Here is a 24,248-nt window from a genome sequence, read left to right on the forward strand (position 1 = left end):
CCTTTCGGGACCCTGACGCAGTAGTGTTAGCCAGTCGACGAGATGCTTACAGGCCGAGAAAAAGAGCTGCTCAGGGCAGGTCTGTGCACGGCGTACACGCGCCTTCAGTACATAGCGACTGCGCTGAATGAGAGTCGGGTCCAAGGATCCTCCTTTACTTACCTAGCTGACCGAAAATGCGCTTCAGGTGGGCTCGCATTCGATGCATACCACCAAGGTAGTCTTCTAGGTATACGTTCGCGTGGCAGCCACGGCAGATGATGATTTCGCAGCGACGGATTTCGCCCAACCGCACCGGTGTCTCCAGTTCACAACGCGGGCATTGCACGTCAATGACACGGCGATCCATCTCTGGGAAATGGACCTTGACCTGAAAGTTCAGCACGAAAGCACCCGAGCCCGTGCCGGTGCTCTCTCAAAGTTGATGCGACAAACACTTTCTTTCAATGGTTTCACGTGTGGTGATTCCGCAGAGTAACTGGTCGTTGGTGCCGTCGTCCCGTTTAGTCTTTCCACGCAGCAATAGTGGTAATGGTGGTGGGTCATAAGAGTCCGAGCATGCCCTACTAGACCAACATCTCATAAATTTCCTAGGACTAATGCAACCCGCAGTTTTGGCTCCAGACTGGCGTCTCCAATATATCTCAAGCTCGTACAGGAGAAGTGGGGCAATGTTGAAGGTAGGGGGAGCAGAGAGGCAGGCGGAAGACTGTTGACGGGAGCCCAAGAGAAGTGCGCCATGCTGGTGCACTCACCGTGAAGCCCCCTTGGGGATCACGTCAGCCCTAGCCGTCCTGCTAGTGGACTGCAAATGCAGGCGCTAGGTGCTGGCGTACCTGACAACACCCGGTGGGGTGCGCGCTATTTTGGAGCACTTGGAACGACCCACTCGGCCTGCGATGCAGGCCCCGGCGCAGAGGCCAGCACTCGCTCAGACGGACGCCCGATCCACGCCCACCTCGAACACCGAGGCGGACAGCTCCTTCACCGAGAGCTTCACGTCCAGGAAGTGGGCGAACGTCTCGAGCTGGGTGCGCGCATGTCCATCCAGCGGCAGGGTCCGGAACGAGCCCCCACGCGCCAGGGCCAGCAGCAACATGAGCTGATCACACAGGTGCTGCCCCACGGGGACTCCAGCCTCCAGGTAGACCCGCGCCTCCTCCGACACGGTCGAGGCAACGGTCTCCGCGGGCACGCCCCGCTCCCCGAAGCTGGTGAACACCTCGGTGACGTGCTCGCTCTCCACCTCCAGGGACAACGCGTTTCCCGGCCCGGGCGCGCGCTTCAGTTCCTCCACCCGCCGCTCCTCCTCGCTCCAGCCGAGCCTGCGCCCCACTGTCTCCAGTTCCCGCTTCGCCACGTCGAAGGGAACCTGGGAGAACATCGCCGTGGCCCGCCGCCGCACCACGTTTCCCCGCTCCAGCAGGTGCAAGGGCACGAGTGGCGCCGGCTGCACGCTCACGTGGAACTTGCCTCCCCCGGCGGGGAAGAACCCGGGCCGCTCCAGCGTGGCCTCCACCTGTGGCCCCATCCGCCGCACCAGCGGCAGGTACGCCTTGGCCAGGAAGTCGAACGGCGGCGCCGCCGGGTTGTGCGTCCCTCCCTCCAACACCAGCGTGGACGGCCCACTCGCGCTCAAGAGCGCCGGCAACACCGTCTGCAACACCAACGTGGCGCTGCCCGCCGTGCCCACCGCGAAGTGGTAGTCCCCGGGCTTCACGCTCCGAGGCCGGAACGTCAGCTCCTGCGAGTGCAGCTCCGCCCCCTCCACCTCCGCGCCCCCCACCGCCGCCGCCGCCTTCACCGACGTGAGGTGCTGGCGCAACAGCCCCGGCTTGGAGCGCCCCGCGCGGATATTCACCATCTGGAAGGGCGTCCCCGTCACCAGCGCCAGCGCCAACGACGTGCGCAGCACCTGTCCGCCGCCCTCTCCCTTCGAACCATCAATGCGAATCATCTCAACTCCCTCCCTGTACTCCCTCTGCCCGCACGTAGCGACGCCCGCTCCCCCATCCTACTGACCGGAAGGGAAGCGGGCGTCTCGATGTCTCTATCCCCTCATGGCGTCCTCCCGGGTCCAGGGTCCGTGCTTCCCGCTCACCCCTTCACGCACACCACCTGCCGCAGCGTGTGGACGACGTCGACCAGGCTCGCCTGCGCCCGCATCACCTCGTCGATGGGCTTGTAGGCCCCGGGCGTCTCGTCGATGACGTCCGCGTCCTTGCGGCACTCGATGCCCTCCGTCGCCCGCGCGTGGTCCTCCAGTGTGAAGCGCCGCTTGGCCGCTTCACGCGACATCACCCGGCCCGCGCCGTGGCTGCACGAGTGGAAGGACTCCGCGTTCCCCTTCCCGCGCACGATGTACGAGCGCGCCCCCATGCTGCCGGGGATGATGCCCAGGTCCCCCTCGCGCGCCCGCACCGCCCCCTTGCGCGTCACCAGCACGTTCTTGCCGTAGTGGTGCTCCCGCGACACGTAGTTGTGGTGGCAGTTCACCGCCGCCTGCGTGAGCGAGAACTCCGGCAGCTCCCCGCTCGCCTGCAACGCCTCCACGGTCGAGCGAAGCATCAGCTCGCGGTTGGTCGCCGCGTACTCCTGCGCCCAGCCCACCGCGCGCAGGTAGTCCTCGAAGTGCTCCGTTCCCTCGGGCAGGTACGCCAGGTCCGCCTCCGGCAACTGGATGAAGAAGCGGCGCATGTCCTCCTTGGCCAGCTCGATGAAGTGGCTGCCGATGCGGTTGCCCACCCCGCGCGAGCCGCTGTGCAGCATCACCCAGACGTGGTCCGCCTCATCCAGGCACACCTCGATGAAGTGGTTTCCCGTCCCCAGCGTCCCGAGGTGACCCAGGTCCGGGCCCCGGCCCAGGCGCGGGTGCTTCTCCAGGATGGCGTCATAGCCGGGCTTCAGGCGGCCCCAGGCCTCGCGGTGCGCCGAGGGCGCGTCCTTCCACGTGCCCCGGTCATTGCGGCCCCCGTTGTCGGTGCGGCCGTGCGGCACCGCGCGCTCGATGGCCGAGCGCACCCCGCCAAGCGAGTCCGGCAACTGCTCCGCGCGCAGCGTGGTGCGCACGGCGATCATCCCGCAGCCGATGTCCACGCCCACCGCGGCCGGAATCACCGCGCCCGCCGTCGCCACCACGCTGCCCACCGTCGCGCCGAAGCCGCGGTGCACGTCCGGCATCGCCGCCACCCACTTGTGGACGAAGGGCAGGGCCGCCATCGCCCGCAGCTGCTTCTTCGCCTCGTCCTCGAACGGCACCCCCACCGTCCACGCCTTGATGGGCACCCCACCCGCCTCGTTCGTCAGCACCTCGTAGTCGCGCTCGGTCCGCATGGTCTGGTTCCTCGAATCGTCTGCCCGGTCCGTCCCGGGTCACGCGGAGGGGTAGAGCAGGCCGCGTGCCAACCCTCCTTCCCAGGGGAGCGGCGAATCCCCCGGCCCTTTCCTATCCCCTGGGATAAGAACCCTATCCTCATGGCGAAGACGCGAATCCGCGAGACGGTGGTGTTCGGGGTGCTGGGGACCAACCTGGACGCGGGCCGGGGGCCCCGGAGGTGGGACAAGTGGCGTCCCTCCGTGGGGCTCTGTCAGCAGGAGGATCTGCTGGTGCACCGCTTCGAGCTGCTCCATCCCCCCGGCCAGGAGGAGCTGGCTCGCACGGTGGAGCAGGACATCCAGCAGGTCTCCCCCGAGACCCAGGTGCGCCCCACCGCCGTGGGCATCCGCAACCCGTGGGACCTGGAGGAGACCTACGGCGCGCTGCTCGACTACGCCCGCACATACCCCTTCCAGCCCGAGCAGGAGGACTACCTCGTGCACATCACCACGGGCACCCACATCACGCAGATCAGCCTGTTCCTCCTGGTGGAGAGCCGGCACATCCCCGCGCGGCTGGTGCAGACCTCGCCTCCGGCCTCCGGCCGGGACCATGGCGGGCCGGGGACGCACACCCTCATCGACCTGGACTTGTCGAAGTACGACACCCTGGCGAGCCGCTTCCAGCAGGAGCAGCGCGAGGGCCTGTCCTTCCTCAAGGCGGGCATCGACACGCGCAACGCGGCCTTCAACCGGCTCATCGAGCGCATCGAACAGGTGGCCACGAGCTCACGCGCGCCCCTGTTGCTCATGGGTCCTACCGGCGCGGGCAAGTCCCAGCTCGCCCGGCGCATCTACCAGCTCAAGAAGGCGCGGCGGCACGTGAGCGGCCCCTTCGTGGACGTCAACTGCGCCACCCTGCGCGGCGACGGGGCCATGTCCGCCCTCTTCGGCCACGTGAAGGGGGCATTCACCGGCGCGGTGGCGGACCGGCCGGGGCTCTTGCGCCAGGCGAACGCGGGCGTGCTCTTCCTCGACGAAATCGGCGAGCTGGGCGCGGACGAGCAGGCCATGCTCCTGCGCGCGCTCGAGGACAAGCGCTTCCTGCCGGTGGGCTCGGACAAGGAGGTGGAGAGCGACTTCCAGCTGCTCGCGGGCACCAACCGGGATCTGCTCGCCGAGGTGGAGCGCGGACGCTTCCGGGAGGATCTGCTCGCGCGCATCAACCTGTGGACCTTCCGGCTGCCCGCCTTGCGCGAGCGGCCCGAGGACATCCTCCCCAACCTCCTCTATGAGATGGATCAGGCCTCGCAGGCGCTCGGCACGCGCGTGACGATGAACAAGGAGGCCCAGGCCCACTTCCTGCGCTTCGCCACCTCCGCCGAGGCGCGCTGGAGCGGCAACTTCCGCGACCTCAATGCCGCCGTGCTGCGCATGGCCACGCTCGCCCCCGGCGGCCGCATCACCCGCGAGGGCGTGGACGAGGAGCTGGAGCGGCTGCGCGCCGCGTGGCTCCCCACCCCGTCCACCGCCCGGCCCGTCGCGGCGGAGGATCTGGTGACGCGGGTGCTCGGGGAGGACAAGGCCGAGGCCCTGGACCGCTTCGACCGGGCCCAGCTCGAGGAGGTGCTCGCCGTGTGCCGCGAGGCCCGCTCCCTGTCCGACGCGGGGCGCATGCTCTTCGCCTGCTCCCGGGCACAGAAGAAGAGCGTCAACGACGCGGACCGGCTGCGCAAATACCTCGCCCGCTTCGGCCTGGAGTGGAGCGGCGTCCAGGCCTGAGTGAACCACAAGGGGTAGGCGCCACATCCACCCGGGGGGTTGTCACCTGGAGCACGAAGCGACCGTTCCTGGACGACAGTCTCACGGGAAACCTTCATTCACACGCTTCCCAGTCTCGCGGAAATGGCGAAATTTTCCCGGCAACCCACACCGCCGCCGACCTCCCCCAGAGGTACGGCGCCGGCCAGACCAGGAGAACACCATGAAGACGCTCGTGCCGCGCGCAATGCTGTGGGTGGCCCTCGCCATGGGTTGTGGCCCGGTCGAGGAGGCCGCCGCCCCCTCCGAGGCGGCACCCGGCCAGGTGACCCAGGCCATCGAGGACGACAACGGCCTGACCCCCAATGGACTCGCCTTCAACGGGCTCGCCTTCAACGGCCTGGCCTTCAATGGGCTCGCCTTCAACGGACTCGCCTTCAACGGCCTGTCCAGTCCCCTGTTCGCCTCCTGGTTCCGGCTGCACCCCTCCGAGTCCAACCTCTTCATGAAGTACCTGGTGCGCTGCGCCGTGCCCGAGGGACAGACGCGCGGCTATACGCTGGGCTCCACCCGGTACGAGTGGCCCGGCGGCCTGGGGCTGGCACCGGGCTGGGCCAACGGCGCCGCGGCGACCCTGGAGGAGCAGCAGGTCGTCAGCGCGTGCCTGGCGGCCCTCACCAACAAGTATGGGCGCTCGGTCCTCCTGTCGGTGCAGGGCACCAGCGCCAAGGGGGTTCGCATCCCCACGACGAGCGGGGAGCTGGCGGGCTACCCCCTGCGCGAGGCCTGCTTCTTCGGCAACCTCTTCACCGGAGAGGGCCTGTTCGTCGGCAACGACCAGGGCATGCTGGGCGGCAACCGAGCGAGCCTGCGCGCGTGCGCGCTGATGGGAAAGCAGGAGTGCGCGCCGCTCGTGCACGTCGGCAGCTGCCATGAGGTCTGCCAGCACGACGCCACGGGGACCTACTTCACGCGCTGCACCCGCGGTGGTGTCACCTACCACGCGCTCAGCACCCGGCTGCGCACCCAGGACATCTACACCTGTGGGGATGGGCGCTGCCAGTTCCCGGAGACGTGCGCCAGCAACAACGCGGGCACGTCCTGCAAGCAGGACTGCGGCACCTGCGGTTGACGCGGGTGCTCGCCCCAGGGGCGGCCAAAGGAAATTTCCGCCACGAAACCAGCGACGAGGATCTAGGCGGGGGCCGCATTCCTTCCGTATAGGATGCCCCCCGATGCGAACGCGCAGGCCCCTGGCCATCTTCGATGCACTCGCCTCGCTGGCCACCGCCTTCAAGGACATCTTCCCCGGCAGCATCACGTCCACCCTGTCGGCGGACGAGCTCGCCGCCCATGTCGAGGCGCTGGGCACCCGCGCGGCCCTCAAGCCCAAGGTGATTCCGCTCGACGAGACGCGGCTGGGCGCCCTGCTCTACTTCGATGATCAGCCCACCCCCCAGGCCGGCCTGCTCATCGACCTGCGGCGCCCGGTGCGCACCAGCGACAGCCACTTCGCCCGCTCCTTCTGCCGCGTCTTCAACGACGACCTGAACCGCGTCTCCGCCGCCCTGCCCCTCAACGAGCACTGGGCCTCGCTCGAGCAGACCCGTCTGCGCCGCGCCGTCGCGCGCTTCCTCAACTACCGGCCCCAGCAGATGTCCAGTTGGATCCGCGCCGTGGAGGACTCCATGGCCCTCACCTACGAGGGCCGCGCCGTGCGCCACTGCCTCATCGTCGCGCGCAAGGCGCCCAAGCTCGTGCAGAAGCTGCAGAACAAGTTCATCCCCCTGCCGGGCGGCATCTCCATCGAGAACGCGCTGCTGCGCGAGAAGTGGATCCGCACCGTCGTGGACGGCCGCCGCGTCGCCCTGCTCGGCAGCATGCACTCCGGCAGCATCATCGGCTTCATCTCGCTCGCGGAGATGGATCGCCAGGAGGCCGCGCTGCGCTACGCCCCCCACGAGACGCTCCTGCCCGTGCAGGCCGTGCTGTCCCACTCGCCCCATGACGTCGCGCTCGTGGCCTCGCCCCAGGGAGATCTCTTCATCCTCAGTGGCAAGGGCTCCGTCTTCCAGAAGACCCACGGCCACTGGCGCGTGCTGGACTACGCGGCCCTGCACGAGCGCATCTCCATGCGCTTTCGCGAGGACGTCGTCACCGGCGTGCTCCGCGCCGCCATCGATCTGGCCTTCGAGCGCACCGGCGCCCTCTTCTGCCTGCTCGAATCGCGCGAGGATCTCACCGACTTCATCCCCGACCATGGCCACCCGCTCGCCGCCAACTCCCACCTGCGCCGCTCCCTGCGCGGGCAGAACATCGCCGTCTGGGCACAGCGCCAGGTCATCACCGCCGCGGCCACCACCGACGGCGCCGTCGTGCTCGACGCGGACGGCAGCATCCTCGACATCGCCTGCATGATCTCCAGTCCCAAGGAGATCGCCCGCCTGGGGGTGCGCGAGCCCAGCATGCCCGGAGCCCGGGCGCTCGCCGCCTGGCGCGCGAGCTTCCGCGGCGTGGCCCTCAACGTCTCCGAGGACGGCCCCATCACCGTCTACGAGCGGGGCGCCGTCATCGGCCGCATCGGCTGACGCCCCTCCGCCGGGCTCCCGGGCGAGCGCTCCCGCCCGCCCTCCGGCATCCCCCGCGCCGCTCCAGGTCCTCGGGTAGGCTGCCGGCCCCCGGGCCCGCGCGCCCGGCCCTTCCAGGAGTCCACGTGAAGTCCTTCCTCATGGTCGCGGTGGGAGCTGCCCTCTGGGGCTGTTGGTCCCTCTTCCTGCGGCCCGCGGGCCTGTCCGGCACCCAGAGCGCCTTCCTCTCGCTGGTGTTCATGTCGCTGCCGGCCCCCTTCGTGCTGAGCCGCGGGGCCTGGCGCGACCGGCGCGCCACGCTCGCGCTCGGGGTGCTCGCGCTGTGCGACGCCGCCAACGCCGCCCTCTTCTTCGCCGCCGTGCAGCGCGGCCCCGTCGCCGTCGCCGTGCTCACCCACTACCTCGCCCCCCTGCTCATCGCGCTCGCCGCCCCGTGGGTGTTGCGCGAGCGCCGCTCCCCCCGGGCCCTGCTCGGCGCCCCCCTCACCCTGCTGGGCCTCGCGCTCCTGCTGGGCACGCCCCGCGGCGGCCTCGCCGACCCCCAGACAGCCCTGCTCGGCGGCGCCAGCGCCCTCTTCTTCGCGGCCAACGTGCTCTCCATCAAGGAGGCCTCGCGCGCCTTCTCGCCCCTGGCCATCAACTCGCTGCACGCCCCCCTGTCGGCGCTCGTGCTCCTGCTCGTCTTCGGGCGCGACGCCCTTCCCCCCGCCCTGGATGGGCGCCTGCTGTGGGTGGGGGCAGGCGCCATCCTGTGTGGCATCGTGGGCAACTCCGTCTTCTCCGCCGGGCTCAAGGGCGTGCCCGCCGCCGCCGGCTCGGCCCTCACCTACCTGGAGCCGCTGACAGCCGCCCTGGTGGGCTGGGCGGTATTCGCCGAACCGCTCGGTCCCTCCGGGCTCGTGGGGGGCCTCATCGTCCTGGGCACCGGCGTCTGGGTGGCCCGGGCACCCCGTGCTCCCGCCCCGTCCGTCGAGGTGGCGCCGAGCGGGGGATGCACATAAATGGAAGCCGTCCCAAATCCCCGCTTGCGCTCGGGGCCGGGGGAATGGTCCTCTTTTCCCTTCCTTCCACGCCAGTCCGTCTTGCCCCCACGGAAGCAGTACCCGTATGGAACCTTCCATCGACAGCCGTGAGTATCGCGTCGTCTTCTTCTGCCCGACCTCGAGCGCCCAGCTCGAGCACATCGAGGCACCCGTGCGCCGGGTGCTCACGCGCATCTCCGCCCCGCCCGCCGAGCTCGCGCCGCTCGAGGCCGCGGGCACGCTGGGCGAGGCCGGCTGGCGCGTCTACCTCGTGCGCTCCATGACCGAGCGCTCCGCCGCGCACGCCCTCGCCGCCCACGTCACCGAGGCGGCCGCCGCCATCTCCACCGAGCTGGACACCGAGGTGCTCGGGCTCTACGTGGACGTGGGCAGCGACTCGGCGCGCATCTGCCGGTGCATGCCCGAGGAGAACCCCGAGACGTTCAGCGGCCAGCGCCGCAACGTGTTGGATCGCACCGCGGAGTGGTTGGACATCAACCCCGCCCACCTCTCGGCCCTCTTCCAGCTCGCCCTGGACGCCGACGAGGAGGTGGACGCGGAGGACCGTTTCGTGGAGACGAAGCTGCGCGAGGCTCGCGCCTTCATGCAGCGCTACCGCCAGAGCCGATGAGGTCCAGTACCCCGGCGGACCTCGCCGGCCGCTGTCCGGGCTGCTACCTGCCGTGTGCCCTGTGTCTGTGCGCCGAGGTGCCGCGGGTGGACACCCGCACCGGGGTGCTCGTCATCCGCCACCACAAGGAAGCCCACAAGTCCACCAACACGGCGCGCCTGGCGGCGCTCGCCCTGCCCCGCTGCCACATCCTGCCCTACGGAGCGCCGGGCCAGCCCTTCGCGCTGTCGGTGCTCGACGCGCCGGGCACGTGGATCGTCTTCCCGGACGCCCCGCCGCCGCCGCCCGGCTCGCCTCCACCCGAGCGGCTGCTGGTACTCGACGGCAACTGGGCCCAGGCCCGGCGCATGTACCAGCGCCTGGGGTTGAGCCGCATGCCGGGACTGGCCCTGCCCCCGCCCGCCGCGGACACCCGGCGCCTGCGCCGCCCCCCCCACCCCTATGGCATGTCCACGGTGGAGGCGATCGCCGGAGCACTCTCCGTGCTGGAGGGGGAAGAGGTGGCCCGCCCCCTCTACGCGCTGCACGAGCTGATGATCGACCGGGTGTTGGCCGCCCGGGGCCGGCTCTCCGAGGAGGATTGAGCGGGAAGCCCGTTCGCGGCGCCCGCCTGGTGTAGGGTGAGCGCCGTGACGGAGAAGTTGGTCTACGACTACACGATGGAGGCCCTGCTGCGCGTGCTGGGCCAGCCCCTCACGGCCGAGCACCTCACCGGGCTTCGCGCGTTGGGCGTCGATCCCCGCCAGCTCCAGCCAGCCTATCCGGTGGAAAAGTACACCGAGGTGCTCAACTTCATCGTGGCCGAGCTCTGGCCCCGGTTGCCGCGGGAGGAAGCCGGCTTCGAGCTGGGCCGGGCCTTCATGCGCGCCTACCAGCAGACGGCGATGGGCAAGGCGGTGGCCGCGGTGACGCGGGTCATCGGTCCCCACCGCTCGCTCGAGCGGATGAGCCGCAACTTCCGCAGCGCCAACAACTTCACCGAGACGACGCTGCGCAAGGTGGGGCCGAGCCACTACGAGCTGGGGTTCAACCACGCCCGCCACCCGAACTTCTACCGGGGCCTGCTGACCGAGGCCCTGACGAGAACGGGCGCCCGGGAGGTGTCCGTGACGCTGCTGACCCAGGGCGAGGCCGACGAGGCCACCTTCCACATCACCTGGAGGCCGTAGGCCCCCCGGAAAAACCGAGGCCCGCCCCCCGATACCTCTCGGCATCGAGGAACGGGCCACGGAGAAACCCCGCGTGCCCCCCGGCTCGCGGGAACAGGGAGGTGAGACCAAGACGAGGCGCCCACCTCCCGGGGTCGGTGACTCCAGGTCGCGATCCCCCTCGCAACCCGAAACCCCCTTCCCTGTTCCGCGACGCACCATCCCACGCCTGCCTGCCCTCGTCTGTGAAGCCGTTCACTCCCGGAAAGTGAACGGCTTCACACCCGGGGGCCCCCCTCCGCGCGGCGGCGGGGGCGGCGATCAAGCGGAGAGTCTGGGCCCGGACGCACTCCGCCCTTCGGGGAATCCACGGGGGTGAGCTAGCCTGCCGGTGCCGGATGGTCTCCATCCTCCAGGAAGGCACATGCTGCGCACCCTGCTTACCCGATTCATCCTGGCCGCCGGGCTCATCGCCTGGACGGCCTCGGCGGCGCCGACCCCCAACGCCCCCGAGCTTCCCTCCCCCGAGGAGCGGCTGAACCGTCTGGCCCGCTTGTGGGGCCAGGTGAAGTACCGCCACCCCTCCCTGGCCTACAAATCCATCGACTGGGACGCCGCCCTGATAACGGCGCTGCCCCGCGTCGAGGCCGCCAAGGACCGCGCCGCCTACGCCGCGGCCGTCCAGGACATGCTGGAGACGCTCAACGATCCCGCCACGCGGATCCTCCGCCCCGACGAGCGGCAGGAAAGCACACCGGCCGACCCGGCCCGCACGCGCGAGCCGCGCCGGTGGGAGGGCAAGGACGTGCTCGTGGTCAACATGGGCGTGATGCAGCCGACCGCCCCGTTGCGCGAGGAGCTCTCCCGAGCCAAGGCGGTCATCCTCGACCTGCGCGCCCGGGGATTGGATCCGCGCGCCTCCGAGTCCATGCGCCAGGCGCTGGGCGAGGTGCTGCCGCTGCTGCTCACCCAGGAGCTGCAGGTGCCCGGGCCCCGCGCCGTGTACCACTCGGGCTACCGCCCACAGACGATCTCCTCGAGCGGCGACTTCGCCACGTCCTTCCTCTCCTCGACGGGAGAGCGCATCTCGCCCCAGGCCCCCGGCAAGGCCCTGCCCCTGCTCTTCCTTCTGGATGATCAGTCCTCCGTGGACGCGCGCGTGCTCACCATGAAGGCCCAGGGCCTGGCGCAGCTCGTCACCGAGGGCCGCCTGGACGATGGCTCGAGCGTGCAGCGCACGCGGGTGGACCTGGGCGCCGGGTTGACGGCGGTGGTGCGCTTGAGCGAGCTGGGCGTGCCCCTGCGCGCGGACGCCGTGCTGCCCAAGCGCTCGCGCTCGGGCAAGGACGAGGCGCTGCTCAAGGCGCTCGAGCTGGCGCGCAAGCCGGTGCGCGGCAAGGCGCCCAAGGTGCGTGAGGCGGATCTTCCCCCGGGCCGGTGGCAGGCGGACCTGGCGTACGCGGACATGCCCTACCCGGACAAGCCCCATCGCCTGCTCGCGCTCTTCCGGATGTGGAACATCATCGAGTTCTTCTACCCCTACAAACACCTGATGGATCAGGACTGGGACAAGGCCCTCTCCACGTTCCTGCCCCGCTTCTCCAAGGCCAAGGACGCCGCCGAGTACGCGCTCGCGGTGGCGGAGATGAGCACGTGGCTCAAGGACGGACACACCACCCTGCACGGCCATCCCGAGTTGGAAAAGCGCGGCATCGCCGGCGTGCTGGCCCCCTTCGAGACGATGGAGCTGGAGGGCAAGGCGGTGGTGACCCGGGTGTGGGACGAGGCGGCCGCCCCGGGGCTCGCGCCGGGGCAGGTCATCGAGACGTACGAGGGCAAGCCCCTGGCGGAGCGGATGGACGCGCTCAAGCCCTACGTCACGGCCTCGACGCCCACGCACCTGCGCCACCGCCTGCTGGCGCGTGCCCTGTCGGGAGCCGAGGGCACCCAGGCCACGGTGGGCGTGCGCGACGCCGCGGGACAGCGCAAGCAGGTGCGCTTCACCCGGAGCATGGAGTCGTTGCAGAAGCCGCCCACGGGAGATGCCTGGCGCATGCTGGGCAACGGCGTGGGCTACGTGGACCTGACGCGCCTGCGGCCCACCGACGTGGCCACCCTGTTCGAGAAGATGAAGAGCACGAAGGCGCTCGTGTTCGACATGCGCGGCTACCCCAACGGCACCGCCTGGGCGCTCGCGCCGTACCTCAACGCGCGCAAGGCGCCCCACGGGGCGATCATCGAGCGCAACATCGTCTCGTCGGAGGAGTTGGGCGGACGCTACAAGTACTTCCAGCCCCTGCCCCAGGCCGACGTCACCCCCTATGTCGGCCGCACGGTGATGCTCATCGACGAGCGGACCATCAGCCAGGCCGAGTACACGGGCCTGTTCCTCGAGGCGGCCAACAACACCACCTTCATCGGCACGCCCAGCGCGGGCGCCGACGGCGATGTCACCAACATGGTGCTGCCGGGCGGCATCGCGCTGCTCTTCTCCGGCGACGACGTGCGGCACGTGGACGGCCGTCAGTTGCAGCGCGTGGGGCTCAAGCCCCAGGTCTTCGTGCGGCCCTCCCTCGCGAGCGTCCAGAAGGGCCAGGACGAGGTGCTGGAGCGGGCACTCAAGTACCTCGTGAGCAAGGGCGTGGGCGCCAAGGTGACGGGAGGGACGCCGCGGTAGGAGAGCCTCCAAGCGGTCCTCCCCACCCTTTCTGGTTCGCTCTCACCCGAGGCTTCCAGCGGCGGGTTCGATTCCCGCCGCATCCAATAGAGGTTGCCCGCCACCGAGCGCGGCCCCCGGGCGAACTCCTCGACCTTCGCCTCGGAGGCCAGCGCATTTGGGCTGCCCTTCGGCATAAGCCATCCGAGAGGAGCCGCGGTTGCAGCTTGAGGCTACGAAATCAACCCCAGCAGGTGGAAGAACACCAACCCGGGGCCCACGTGTGGTTCATCGGGCAAGTCTGGATCCGGAAACAAGCGACGAGCTTCCTCCGCCACGTCTCCTTCATAGAGCTGTGTTGCCAGGGACACCCAGTCCAAACCCGCGACGCTTGGCTTCAACTCAAGTGCTTTGCGCTGCGCCCACGCGAACAGTTCGTCTTCCCGTGCATCATCACCTGACGACCACTTGATTCGCCAGAACTCGTGCCCGGAATCTGGCGCTGGGGAGCCGAGGTGCATGAGTTCAGCGGAAAGGTCGTTGAAGTCCCGGCGTTCCGCCCACGCTTTCGTACAGTAGAGATCGACCTTGCATCCTACGTAGGCGTCCCATCTGTCGAAAGCTTCCTCTTCCTCGGGAGTCATCGATGAGCGAGGATCAGGGGGTTCATTCATGGTTCTTCCTTCGCCATACGGTTCTGTTTGGCCCACTCATCGGCTGCTTTGTTGTACATATCCGCCGCCTCGCGTGGATATGTCTGCTCGTTGCAGGTGCGCCGAGCAAACAAGACGGCAACGCCTACAGCCGCCTCGCGTCGTTCCAAAGCGCGGGAAGATTCGGCACCCGCCGCCATGAGTTTTTTGTGTAGATTGAATGCTCGACGGATGGCGCAATACTCAAACAAGCGGGCAGCGACACATGCTCGAACGTCCGGATGAAGTCGGGCCATGGCTTCGTGAAGTCGCACTCCCCAAAGAGCGTTGTTCATGGTTTCAGCGCAACGGCGCGTGGCCTCTGTGCTCTCATCCTTCGGTGAAGGAAGTCGGACACCCGCGATCATGGCGGGCATCTCGTCGTATTTTGGCCGCTTGACCGCTTCCACCTCATCCGCAGCCCAGAGACCCGGCCCTGGCGTTGGAGGAAGAATCCGCCGGTTCGGTGAACGATCCACCGGTGCGTCAGGTGGTTGCCACGGCTGTCCGAGCGCCGATGCACCAGCGCCTGGCGGGGTGTATCCGGGATGGGGGAATTGGGGGACGGGAGCCGGCGCAGGAGAGGGAAGCCTGGCGGTCTGATGCAGGTGGGAGAACCCAGCGCCGCCGGTGGCGCATCCGGTCAGGAGCAAGGCGAGAATCTGGTGTTTCATGTCCAGCGCTTTCCGTCCCGCGCTGCGGCCCGGCCCAAGAACGTCGCGCCGTCCGCTCCTTTCACTCCCTGCCGCACGGGCACGGAGCCTCAGCCGAGCCTCGCCAGCGCCGCGCCCATGGCGGACACCACCGCGTTGAGCGCCTTCAGCGGCCGGATCATGACCTTGAACCGGGTGATGCGACCGCTCTCGTCCCATTCGACGATGTCGACACCGTTGACCTGAATGCCACCGTCGAGCGCGCACTCGAACTCCAGCACCGCGGAGCGCTCGCCGCGCCACTCGCTGACGTAGCGGAAGGCGGGGCCGCCGAGCACCTCCGTGGCGGCGGTGAGATACTTCATCGTCACCGCCTTGCCCTCCTGCGGCGTGTGTACCGCGGGGCTCTGGAAGACGACGTGGTCGGCGAGCAACGCGTCGAGTGCCTCGCGCGTTGGCGCGGCCATGTATGCGTGCCAGTCGCGGATAGGATTTGCCGCCATCGGTTCCATCCCGGGAGAGGTGGCGAACTCGGGCAACGCCGTCGCCTCCGTTGTTCGCCTGATGTTCTCACCTCCGGCGAATGCGGACAACCCGAGTGCCCGCCAGCGCGGCACCAAGGCCCTCCTGGAGCACGGCGCGAGCACCCGGGATGTTTTTGCCGCGGCGCCGTGCGGGTGGGTATGTTCGCCCCGTGAGACTCGAGACAACGCTCGTGGGCAACGGCCCCCGCCGCATCGGACTGGTACATGGACTCGGTGTCGACTCGTCCACCTGGGAGCCCTTCATCGAGCAGCTCCGCGCGGCGGGCGAGGTGACGGTCTTCGCGCCCGACCTGCGGGGCCATGGCCGCAGTCCGCGGCCGGACTCGTGGGGGCTCGCCGAGTTCGCCGACGATCTCGTCGAGACCCTCCCGCCCGACCTCGACGTCGTCGTGGGCCACTCGCTCGGAGGCGCGGTGCTCGCGGCCGCGGTGGAGCGGTTGCGGCCCGGCCACGCGGTGTACCTGGATCCGGGCTTCCAGCTGGGCCTGCCGACCTCCGGACTCCGGGGCCGGCTGTTCTGGGCGGCTCCGGCCTTGACACTCGGTGTCGCCGCCCTCATCACCGCGCGCTCGAACGCGGCGGCGCGCAAGGGCTACCCGGAGCGCACGCGGCGCCTCCTCGCGGACGCGACCGCGCGCTTCGACAAGCGGATGGCGACGAGCGTCTTCCGGGACATCGCCTTCCACCCGGTGGTCGCCGCCAGGCCCCTCGTGCCCTCCACCGTCGTGCTCTCCGCGGACAGCAAGGCCGTGTTGCCAGAGGCGCTCGCCACGGCACTGACGGGGTTCGGGTGGGATGTGCGCAGGCTGCCCCACCTGCACCACGACATGCATCTGCAGGATCCGGCGGCGACGTTCGCGCTCCTGCGGGACGTGCTGCTCGGCGAGTGAGTTCCGCGCCGGCCCTTCGATGAGGCGTGCCAGGAGTAGACTTCGCGCTGGCGTGGTCCGGTGTATTTCCCTGGCTCGAATCTGGGCCGCTAGACTGTCCTCCTTCCCTTTGCCAGGAGCACAGCCCATGCCGACCCTCATCGCCGCGCCCACCCGTGTCACCTCCGCGGGCAACAAGCCCAAGCTCATCGACGAGTACATCGGGCGGGTGAACACGCGGCAGGCCGGGCTCAGCGTCGCCCACATGCGCAGCCCGGGCGGCTGGCTCGAGCCCGGACAGACCCCCGAGTTCCAGGAGATGACGGTGGTGCTGCGCGGCCTGCTGCGCGTGGAGCACCGCGGCGGCGTGCTCGAGGTGCGCGCCGGACAGGCGGTGGTGACCGAGGCGGGAGAGTGGGTGCGCTACAGCACCCCCGAGGCCGAGGGCGCCGAGTACATCGCCATCTGCCTGCCGGCCTTCTCTCCCGACACCGTGCACCGCGACGCCTGAGCGAAGCAAGGGCGGCACGTGGAGCGGGACGTGGAGCCCGAGCCGAAGGGCGAGTGGGACCCGGACCGCATCGCCCAGGTGCCGACCAGCCGCCTGAGCAATGCGCTGACGTACAGCCCCTGCGGCGCGCCGGTGCGGGTGGGGGCGAATCCAGGCGCTCGCGCTGCGGCCCCGGGGGCGTTGCTGCGGACCCTGACGAACAGATCTCATCCGGACAAGCCGCCGCGAGCGCGCGGACGCAACCTCCCCGGCGGTCGCGGCTCATGGAGAGCGCGTGCCCCGGTGTGCGAACCTGCTCCTGCTGGAGGGCAGTGCAATGTCCAGACAACGCGTCTGGCTGTTCGTGCCCGGCCGGAGCGTGTGGTTTTCGCGACATTGATTGCCATGGATTGTGTGTGTGGGCCCGTGCTGGTGGTATCGGTGGCGGGACGCTGCCTGGGTGTTCGTACCCGCTGACGAACCCCGGTCCCCACACCACAGGAGCCCCACATGGCGAAGCCATTCGTTACTCCGTCCAATCCCATCGATTTTCCCAATGAGAAACGGAGGCAGAGCACCCTGAACCCTCAGTGGACAATCAGCCTCACGGACTTCACCCACCCCGTGTGAACGCCACCGCTGGCCAGGAAGGAACACATTCATGTCCTCACTTCCCGTTTCACTCGGGCGTCTGGCTCTCCCGGGGCTCCTCGTGCTCGGAGCTTGCGTCAACCGTCCCTCCAACCAGGAACCACAGGCGGGCACCGAGGCCCAGAAGGCGCCGCCGAAGGCGCCCCCGGAGATCAAGGCTCCCTCGACCGGTAAACGCGCCCCGTGGTTCTCGTGCAGCGGCACCCAGAACATCCATTTCGGCCCTGGCATCCCGCCAGACATGAGCCGTGTCTCCAGTCAGCTCGACGCGAACTGCTTCGCCTGGGCGGAGTTCATCTCCCTGAACTGGCCGTCCGCCGCCATGGGTGGAACGGCGGACGCCTTCTTCGGCACGCCCGGCGATCTCGGATCGGTTCAATGGCAGACGTTCATGAGCAAGCAGCAGCTCTTCCCACCAGAGGGGGGGACGCCCCCTCCCTGGGGCACACCGCCGAGTATTTCAGAGGACTGTCTGGCCGAGGCGAACGTCAGCTCCCAACAGGCCAGATCCATGTTGGCGCTGAACGTGGTCTCGAAGTTCGAGACCCAGTTCACCTCGGGGAGCGGCAATCAGGCGTTCCCGCTCGCGCTCCCCTCGTGGCTGGGGGCCGCCCATGGCACCAACGTCTGGTATGACGTCCGGGTCAGCCAGCCAGAATACGCGTACATCGTGGACGAGGGGCTCTACAACGCGGCCAACCAACAGGCCCTGGTGGACGGGGGCACGGGTCGCCCCCTGGTGAACCCGATGGGCTCCCGGCAGGCGAATACGATTGGTTCTCTCGAGCTGAAGGCGGCGTGGATGGAGGTACCCAATCCCGCGGACGGCCGGTGGAACGCATACAAGCTCTCCCCGGCGGTGGTGGTGGAGCCGACGACCCAGAAGTGCCGGGCCACCACGGTGGCACTGGTGGGCTTTCACATCGTCCACAAGACGGTCTCCCAGCCCACCTGGATATGGGCGACCTTCGAGCATGTGAACAACGCGCCCGATCACGGCGCGGACCCCGGGACGACGAGCTGGAACTTCTACGATCCCCAGTGCAGGCCGCGGACGATCGAGCTGGACAAGTCCTGCTCGGTGGATGGCAGCACCTCGGTCACGGTGGACTGCACGCCGAACGTGTCACCCCCCTACTGGCTCGGCGAGGGTTGCCCCGCTCCCGTGCCCATCCAGGTGACCCGGCTGACACCCATCGATCCGGCCGCGCGGACCGCCAACCAGACCGTCCAGGCCGCGATCGCCCAGAACTACCCGGACTCCGTCTGGAAGAACTACATCCTGGTGAACACGCTCTGGTCCACGGCGCCAGGTCCGAATCCCACGACGCCCGTCAAGACCCCGCTGCCCTTCACCGGTGCGACTCCGCCCCTCAACGTCCCCATCGCCAACACGACGATGGAGACGTACATCCAGACGGGCTCGCCGGAAGAGGCGAGCAACTGCATCAATTGTCACAAGAACGCGAGTATCGCCGGGGACTCGGAGTGGGCCTCCGATTACAGCTTCCTCTTCGGATTGGCGAGTGCGTCGCCGCCACCCGGCAGGCCGCTGAAGCTCAGGAGCCTCGTGCCAGGCAAACCACCGAAGGTGGTGTACCCACCGACGATGCGGCGGATTCTCCGCTGAGTGCCAGGAGGAGTCCGGGAGCCAGGTGGACTCCCAGGCCTCTTCCGGCCTGCCGGGCCAGTGACGCGCCCCCGGGGGGCACACCGCCGGACTTCGCCCCGGCTCAGGGTGACGTGGACACGGAGCGGGTGGCCTGCTCGCCCCGGCGCAGGGGCCAGAGCAGCGCCACGAAGGCCACGGAGAGGACCGTGCCCAACAGGAAGACCTGGGCATAGCTCCACCCGAACCGGGTCGCGAGCAGCCCCGCGAGCGGCCCCCCGGGGGACTTGCCCAGCACCTCCACGCTCGCGAGCAGCGTGTAGTGCGTGGCGCCAATGCGCCGATCCACCCGCGACATCATGAACGCGAAGACGGCCGTGGTGAGCACGCCCCCGAAGAAGTGCTCCGCCACGGTGACGGCGATGACGCCTTGGGCCGAGGGGGGATGCAGCGCCAGCCACCACTCACCCCCGAGCGGGATGACACGCAGGCACGAGGCGAGCGCCAGCGCGCCCAGCAGGGGCATCCGGGCCGCCAGCCAGCCCCCCGCCGCCGAGCCGAGCAACGACGCCACCATGCCCCAGGTGCCTACCCACTGGCCGATCTGCGCGGGCGTGAAGCCCATGTCCACGAGGAAGGGCTTGAAGAGCACGTCCACCAGGGTCTCGCCCAGCTTGTAGGTGGCGATGAAGAGCAGCACCCAGCCCGTGCCCGGCAGGCGCCATGCGGCGGCGAGCCGCTCGCGCACCTCGTGCCACGACGGGCGTTCCCCCCCGCCCACCCCCTCCGCGCGCCGGGGCTCACGCGTCAGGGCCACCAGTCCGAACACGCCCAGGGACAAGGCGGACATCACCAGGAAGATGCCCCGCCAGCCGAGCGAGCCGCTCATCCACACCAGCAGCCCGCCTCCGGTGAGCATCCCCAGCTTGTAGCCCACCACCTGGGCCGAGTTGCCCCAGCCCAGCTCATGGGGCTCCAGCAGGTCCACCGCGAACCCGTCCACCGCGATGTCCTGCGTGGCCGCGAACAGGTTCATCAGGAAGACGAGCCCCAACAGGGCCTTGAGCGCGTCGGGCACCGGCACGAAGGCCGCCAGGGCGCAGGTCGCCGCGAGCCCCAACTGCATGGGCAATATCCACGACTTGCGCCGCCCCACGCGCTCCGAGCCATACCGGTCCACCAGCGGCGCCCACAGGGCCTTGCCCATCCACGGCAGCGACAGCAGGCCCAGACTGCCGATGACCATCAGCGACACACCCTGCGTGCGCAGGTACACCGGCAGCGCGGTGGTCTGGAAACCGAAGGGCAGCCCCTGCACGAAGTACAGCGCGCTGAGCAGGGCCACCTTGCGAGACCGGGACGAAGTAGGCGTCACGCCCCGGACGCTAGCGGAGAATTCAGCGCGCGCCGAACGTCTTCACCATCTTCGTGTAGACGCCCATGATGAGCAGGGGCCCCACCCACATGCTGGTGAAGCGGGCAGCGCGCTCGTGCCCCGTCAGCTCCGCGCCCAGCGAAAAGGCCATCGAGCACAGGCTGGCGAACAGAAAGACATCCGAGGGGATCTTCGCCGCCTGTTGCTCCAGGAGCCGGGTGAGGGAGTTCTCCGCGTGCTCGGCCCGCATGACCGCCGCCGCCCGGTATTCCTTCATCGACCGATGACTCGCCGGATTCGTGTCCTGCCGCATCCCGCCTCCCCCATGTGACGAAGCCGGTGTGGCTCCGTGCGCCCCTGGCGCTGCGTACCATATTAAGTCCTCCCTCCCGGAGGGCGAGGGGTGGAGGGGAGGGGCATGCAAGCGAGCGAGCAGGTACACGAGGGGTTGTTATTCGCGGCGGATGGAGCGGGTCCCCTGCTGCAGCGCGACTACTGGGGACTCATCGATCGCTGCGCGAGTTCGCCCACGGAAGTGATGGAGTGGGTGGCCTTGCACTTCGGCGAGTTCGCCCCCAAGGAGCTGTGTGTCTTCGAGCGGACGGGAGACCCCGACGGGCCCCTGAAACTGGGAGAGGAGATGGAGGTGCGCATCCGGGGCGCGGGCCGGTGCCACGTGCGCGTCATCCACCAGGATCGCCAGAGCTTCACCCTGGGCACCCTGCCCGGCCACCCCGAGGCGGGACGCATCACGTTTGGCGCCTACCGGAATGAGCGGGGCGACGTCATCTTCCACATTCGAAGCCGGGCACGCTCCGGCTCGCCAATCATCTACCTGGGGTTCTACACCGGCGGCGAGGCCATGCAGACGAACACCTGGACGGACTTCGTGAACAACGTCGCCCTCACCGTGGGTGAGGGAATCATCGGCTTCATCCACGCGGACACGACCGTGATGGAAAAGGAGCACGAGGAAGAGGACGACGTCCAGGGCCCCACCTATCTCGCACGGGGAGACGAGACATGACGAACGTCGAGTGGCGCTTGATGTCGGGCTGGTCGGACAAGGAAGTGATGGAGCGGCTCGCGCGCGCATCCACCCTGCCCCTCAACTTCGAGGTGCAAGAGAAGGACATGACGCTCGACAACGGCTGGAGCCAGGTGGAATCCCAGGCCATCATCGGCTGTGACGCTCCGGGCCCGCCGAAGGAGGGAGACGCGTTCCACAAGCTCAAGGAAGCCGTGGCGCGCATGGGCTTCTCCGACCCGCGCATCGTGCACGGACACTTCAGCGACGCCATGCCGCTGCTGGGCCGGCCGATGATGCTCGAGCTGCGGCCCCTGGTGGGCCTGCGCTACCTCTGTCCGGTGCGTGTGCGCGCCGTGCGCTCCGAGGTGGATGACGAGCGCACCGTCTACGGCTTCAGCATCGACACGCTGCAGGGGCACGTCGAGGCGGGGCGTGAGTGGTTCCAGCTCAGCAAGGATCACCGCACGGGCGAGCTGCGCTTCCACATCCGCGCCGCGTGGCGCGAGGGACAGTTCCCCAACTGGTGGAGCTACGTGGGCTTCGAGCTGGTGGGCCGCCGCTACCAGCGCGCCTGGCACCACCTGGCCCACATGCGCTTGAGGGAGCTGCTGCGCGGCGGCTACCTGGAACAGCACCCGGACGCCCATGCCCTGCAGGAGGCGAACCTCCGGGTGGGGCGGCTGCCCGTGCAGTTCGCCTCGCAGCGGGGCCTCAGCCGTCGGCTGATGGGGGTGGAGCACGAAATGGAGCGGGACCAACGGGGCAACGGGTGGAACACCCTGGGCCTCGGAGTGCTCGCCGGCATGCGCAGCTTCAGCGCCCCGGCCCTGCTCGGCTTCCACTTCTCCCGCGAGCCCCGGACCGCGCCCTCGGGAAGTCTGGGACTGCTCGCCTCGCCCCTCGTGTCGCGCGCGCTCGCGGCGCTGTCCGCGGGCGAGGTGGCCGCCGACAAGACGCCGTGGATGCCCGCGCGCATCTCCCCGCCCGCGCTGGTGGGCCGGGCCCTCTCGGGCGCGCTGGCCGGGGCCGCCGTGGCGCCACGACGCCAGCTCACCCCGCTCCACGCGGTGCTCGGCGCCGCGGCGGCGGTGGCCTCGTCCTTCACCTTCTACGCACTGCGTCGGTTCATGACGCGCCGGCTGGGCGTGCCCAACGCGGTGGCGGGACTCGCGGAAGACGCCGTGGCCGCCGCGCTTGGGGGCAAGCTGCTCGCCGCACTGCGGTGACATCTGGCACCGGGACCCGTGATCCTCCCCCTGCCGGGTCTCGGGGGGTGGTGGCTCGAGTCACACCCTGGTGACTGGAGTCATCAGGGGAAAAGGAGTAAACTGGGTATCTCCCGAAATCGTCCCGAGGAAATTCGGGACCTTATCCCACGGGGAGCGCTGGCACGGCCATTGCTCAATACCCCACCGAAGGCCGAGGGGAACACGGCTCGTGTCCGTGTGCCCGACTGCCACCTCTGAATCCGTAGCGCTCCCCACTCCTGCTTCGAGGTCGTGACCATGCCCAACCAGGTCCGGTATCCCCCCGCTCCTCCCGGCGCCTACCCCGCGCATCGGCCCTATGCCCAGGAGCCCGACGACTATCCCGGCTATCCCGGCGGCCACGCCGGGCCCGCGCATCGGCCCCATCATGCCCAGGAGCCCGACGACTATCCCTATCCCCCCAATCATTGGGCGAATACGAACCGGCCCCCGCCCATGCACCCGGCGGCCCAGGACGACTTCCGTGCCAGACAGCCCGCCGCCCCGGCCGCCCCCAGGCGCCCGGAGGTGACCCACACCAGCAACTCGCCGGAAGAAGCCAAGGCGAAGATCAAAGCGGGCGTGGACGGGCTGCGTCACTTCGAGCCCCACGCCGGCAAGCTCTTCCACTCCACCTCCTCGAAGTCGTGGGAGGGACTGGGCCAGGCGGGGGGCCTGGTTCCCGCCACGATGCTCAAGAACTACAACATCAAGCGCGCGGCGGGACAGGGGGACACCATCATCCCCAAGGAGAAGCCGGCCGTCTATTTCGGCCAGGGCTCCGAGGGCCTGGGGACCGCCATGTCGTTCTTCGATCTGTACAAGACCTCGGTCGCCATGAGCCCGCACCTGTACAGCAACCAGCAGCTGAACGACAAGCTCGCCAAGACCCGCTACATCGTCAGGAACTGGGATGTCGGCGACAGGAACTTCCAGTCGCATGACTACATCGCGAAGCTGTCCCTGGAGCAGGCCCGGAGCCACCTGCGGCAGCTGGAGACCGAGAAGGAACTGCGTGATTCGATGCCCCACCGGCCGAGGAACGCCCAGCCCTACCCGGTGATGTTCGAGTTCAATGCGGACAACGGCCGTGAAGTGATAACGCCGGAGAAGGTGACGGGGACGGGTCGCAAGAGCATGGTCGGAGAAGTGGTCGTCCCGAGACCCGTCATGTTCAGGGATCACCTCAAGCGGGTCTTCGTTTCGGTCGACAACCTCGAGCATGCGCAGAAGCAAATGGACCGGATTCTCGGTCGCGGTCACTCGGTGGAGGTGGTTCCCATGGAGTCGCTGACGCAGACGCTGAATTATCGGCGGACCGAGGGACGGGATCCCAAGAAGGCGAACAAGGCAAAAGCGACGATCGATAACAGGAACGAGAGCACCTACAACACCGAGATCCGGGAGGCCCGGATCGCGGAGCTCTACGACCAGGCCGCGGCCAGCCTCCCCAGCCGGCGCTGATTCCCCAGTCCCCTTCTTCCCAGGAACATCCCAGCCATGACGACCATTCTGCGTGCAGTTCCCAAGGCCGGCGAGGACTACCCCCAGGGGATTGCCTCCGAAATCAGCATCACCGCCGACGGCCAGCTCCAGGTGAAGTGCGACGACGACGAAACCTACGAGTGGATGACCACCCTGCTGGCCGAGAGCCTCTTCGTCGAGGGCCCCAAGCTCAAGCGCGGCGCGGATGGCAAGCTCTCCAAGGACCCCGCCATCCGCAGGTACAAGCTCGAGGGCTACGTGGACCTGGCCCAGCCTCCCCAGCAGGTGTTGCAGGCCATTTGCGACGGCCTCGAGGCCTCCGACCGCTTCGAGCTGTCCTGGGTGAACTGAGCCCGCCAGCGGCTCGAGTCACCACCCTGGTGACTGCTGTCACCAGGGAAGAAGGGGAAATCGGGACACCGTAGGAACCCTTCCCAGTAAATCCGGGCCCTTGCTCCTCGAGGGAGGCTGGCACGGCCAT

At 68.8% G+C, this 24,248-nt stretch carries 22 protein-coding genes; 15 read left to right on the top strand and 7 right to left on the bottom strand.

Features of this window, described 5'->3' with window-relative positions; translation table 11 throughout:
* Positions 1-931: 931 nt before the first annotated feature.
* Together rtcA and D187_RS12275 are read right to left on the bottom strand one after the other, a co-directional pair.
* On the bottom strand, positions 932-1,957 hold the full coding sequence (gene rtcA, locus D187_RS12270; protein WP_002632273.1) for an RNA 3'-terminal phosphate cyclase: 1,026 nt from the start codon (positions 1,955-1,957) through the stop codon (positions 932-934).
* 140 nt (positions 1,958-2,097) lie between these two features.
* Complete coding sequence (locus tag D187_RS12275) at positions 2,098-3,333, bottom strand: RtcB family protein (protein WP_002632271.1); 1,236 nt, start codon at positions 3,331-3,333, stop codon at positions 2,098-2,100.
* Between the two features lie 141 nt (positions 3,334-3,474).
* Between D187_RS12275 and rtcR the strand changes: the two genes are divergently transcribed.
* The 8 genes from rtcR (at position 3,475) to D187_RS57690 (ending at position 13,142) form a co-directional block, all read left to right on the top strand.
* The gene (rtcR, locus tag D187_RS12280; RefSeq protein WP_002632270.1) at positions 3,475-5,097 is read left to right on the top strand and encodes an RNA repair transcriptional activator RtcR; all 1,623 of its coding nucleotides are present in this window, start codon (positions 3,475-3,477) and stop codon (positions 5,095-5,097) included.
* 202 nt (positions 5,098-5,299) lie between these two features.
* Positions 5,300-6,208: a hypothetical protein gene (locus D187_RS12285; protein ID WP_002632268.1), complete on the top strand. Its 909-nt coding sequence runs from the start codon at positions 5,300-5,302 to the stop codon at positions 6,206-6,208.
* Positions 6,209-6,311: 103 nt separating this feature from the next.
* Positions 6,312-7,664, top strand: a complete 1,353-nt coding sequence (locus D187_RS12290; protein WP_002632266.1) for a hypothetical protein — start codon at positions 6,312-6,314, stop codon at positions 7,662-7,664.
* Positions 7,665-7,789: 125 nt separating this feature from the next.
* Positions 7,790-8,665, top strand: a complete 876-nt coding sequence (locus D187_RS12295; protein ID WP_002632264.1) for a DMT family transporter — start codon at positions 7,790-7,792, stop codon at positions 8,663-8,665.
* A 106-nt stretch (positions 8,666-8,771) separates the two neighbouring features.
* A complete protein-coding gene (locus D187_RS12300) occupies positions 8,772-9,317 on the top strand; it encodes a hypothetical protein (protein WP_002632263.1) in 546 nt (181 codons plus the stop codon).
* The gene (locus tag D187_RS12305) at positions 9,314-9,901 is read left to right on the top strand and encodes a tRNA-uridine aminocarboxypropyltransferase (RefSeq protein WP_020917970.1); all 588 of its coding nucleotides are present in this window, start codon (positions 9,314-9,316) and stop codon (positions 9,899-9,901) included. The genes D187_RS12300 and D187_RS12305 overlap by 4 nt, the downstream gene beginning before the upstream one ends.
* Positions 9,902-9,946: 45 nt before the next feature.
* Positions 9,947-10,486: a DUF2378 family protein gene (locus D187_RS12310; protein ID WP_155893325.1), complete on the top strand. Its 540-nt coding sequence runs from the start codon at positions 9,947-9,949 to the stop codon at positions 10,484-10,486.
* Between the two features lie 403 nt (positions 10,487-10,889).
* Positions 10,890-13,142 (top strand): S41 family peptidase, encoded by a 2,253-nt coding sequence (locus D187_RS57690; RefSeq protein ID WP_002632256.1) that lies wholly within the window; start codon positions 10,890-10,892, stop codon positions 13,140-13,142.
* A 212-nt stretch (positions 13,143-13,354) separates the two neighbouring features.
* Here the strand turns inward: D187_RS57690 and D187_RS12320 are convergent, their stop codons facing one another.
* From D187_RS12320 to D187_RS12325, 3 genes are all read right to left on the bottom strand, one after another.
* Entirely contained in the window at positions 13,355-13,795 is a 441-nt protein-coding gene (locus D187_RS12320) for a hypothetical protein (RefSeq protein WP_155893326.1), read from the bottom strand.
* The gene (locus tag D187_RS55015) at positions 13,792-14,223 is read right to left on the bottom strand and encodes a hypothetical protein (protein WP_155893327.1); all 432 of its coding nucleotides are present in this window, start codon (positions 14,221-14,223) and stop codon (positions 13,792-13,794) included. Before D187_RS55015 ends, D187_RS12320 begins: the two co-directional genes overlap by 4 nt.
* 353 nt (positions 14,224-14,576) lie before the next feature.
* Positions 14,577-14,969: a nuclear transport factor 2 family protein gene (locus D187_RS12325; protein ID WP_043429725.1), complete on the bottom strand. Its 393-nt coding sequence runs from the start codon at positions 14,967-14,969 to the stop codon at positions 14,577-14,579.
* A 191-nt stretch (positions 14,970-15,160) separates the two neighbouring features.
* Here D187_RS12325 and D187_RS12330 point away from each other — a divergent pair, with 191 nt between their 5' ends.
* From D187_RS12330 to D187_RS12340, 3 genes are all read left to right on the top strand, one after another.
* Positions 15,161-15,901, top strand: coding sequence for an alpha/beta fold hydrolase (locus D187_RS12330; protein ID WP_051256329.1), 741 nt, complete (start codon positions 15,161-15,163; stop codon positions 15,899-15,901).
* A gap of 127 nt (positions 15,902-16,028) precedes the next feature.
* Positions 16,029-16,391, top strand: coding sequence for a cupin domain-containing protein (locus D187_RS12335; protein ID WP_002632246.1), 363 nt, complete (start codon positions 16,029-16,031; stop codon positions 16,389-16,391).
* A 640-nt stretch (positions 16,392-17,031) separates the two neighbouring features.
* Entirely contained in the window at positions 17,032-18,651 is a 1,620-nt protein-coding gene (locus D187_RS12340; protein ID WP_002632241.1) for a hypothetical protein, read from the top strand.
* Positions 18,652-18,754: 103 nt separating this feature from the next.
* Here D187_RS12340 and D187_RS12345 read toward each other — a convergent pair whose 3' ends face one another.
* Both D187_RS12345 and D187_RS12350 read right to left on the bottom strand, forming a co-directional pair.
* Positions 18,755-20,005 carry an MFS transporter gene (locus D187_RS12345; protein ID WP_043429550.1) on the bottom strand — a complete coding sequence of 417 codons (1,251 nt, stop codon included), beginning with the start codon at positions 20,003-20,005 and terminating at the stop codon, positions 18,755-18,757.
* 22 nt (positions 20,006-20,027) lie between these two features.
* Positions 20,028-20,318 (bottom strand): hypothetical protein, encoded by a 291-nt coding sequence (locus D187_RS12350; RefSeq protein ID WP_051256330.1) that lies wholly within the window; start codon positions 20,316-20,318, stop codon positions 20,028-20,030.
* A 105-nt stretch (positions 20,319-20,423) separates the two neighbouring features.
* On the opposite strand from D187_RS12350, the gene D187_RS12355 reads away from it, so the two are divergent.
* The 4 genes from D187_RS12355 (at position 20,424) to D187_RS12370 (ending at position 24,118) form a co-directional block, all read left to right on the top strand.
* Positions 20,424-21,032, top strand: coding sequence for a DUF1990 family protein (locus D187_RS12355; RefSeq protein WP_002632237.1), 609 nt, complete (start codon positions 20,424-20,426; stop codon positions 21,030-21,032).
* The gene (locus D187_RS12360; RefSeq protein WP_002632236.1) at positions 21,029-22,261 is read left to right on the top strand and encodes a DUF1990 family protein; all 1,233 of its coding nucleotides are present in this window, start codon (positions 21,029-21,031) and stop codon (positions 22,259-22,261) included. The genes D187_RS12355 and D187_RS12360 overlap by 4 nt, the downstream gene beginning before the upstream one ends.
* Before the next feature lie 279 nt (positions 22,262-22,540).
* Complete coding sequence (locus D187_RS12365; RefSeq protein WP_043429551.1) at positions 22,541-23,746, top strand: hypothetical protein; 1,206 nt, start codon at positions 22,541-22,543, stop codon at positions 23,744-23,746.
* A 36-nt stretch (positions 23,747-23,782) separates the two neighbouring features.
* Positions 23,783-24,118 (top strand): hypothetical protein, encoded by a 336-nt coding sequence (locus tag D187_RS12370; protein WP_020917971.1) that lies wholly within the window; start codon positions 23,783-23,785, stop codon positions 24,116-24,118.
* Positions 24,119-24,248: the final 130 nt, after the last annotated feature.

The organism is Cystobacter fuscus DSM 2262 (genome assembly GCF_000335475.2).
In the GTDB taxonomy this organism is placed as follows: Bacteria; Myxococcota; Myxococcia; order Myxococcales; family Myxococcaceae; genus Cystobacter; species Cystobacter fuscus.